The sequence below is a fragment of the Streptococcus sp. HMSC078H12 genome, from assembly GCF_001814615.1.
GTDB lineage: Bacteria > Bacillota > Bacilli > Lactobacillales > Streptococcaceae > Streptococcus > Streptococcus salivarius_F.
The window spans coordinates 1-205 of sequence record NZ_KV817344.1 but is presented as its reverse complement, the minus strand read 5'-3'; the positions used below and the strand labels follow the sequence as shown (position 1 = coordinate 205).

The 205-nt window shown below is 42.0% G+C and carries 1 protein-coding gene; it reads left to right on the top strand.

Features of this window, described 5'->3' with window-relative positions:
- On the top strand, positions 1 to 205 hold a 205-nt coding region (locus HMPREF2979_RS09175; RefSeq protein ID WP_148132244.1), incomplete at both ends, for a Spy0128 family protein.

The window sequence follows — 205 nt, the reverse complement described above, 5'->3', positions numbered from 1 at the left end:
CAACACAAGCACAATTCCGCTTCACAAAACGTTTGGAAGGTAAGACTCTTGAAGCAAATGCCTTCACCTTCGAATTGCTTGAAAACGGCAATGTGATCCAAACTAAGAAGAATGCGGCTGATGGTTCAATCCAATTTGATTCAATCTCATATGCAACTGAAGGTACGCACACTTACACTGTACGTGAAGTAGCTGGAACAGATAC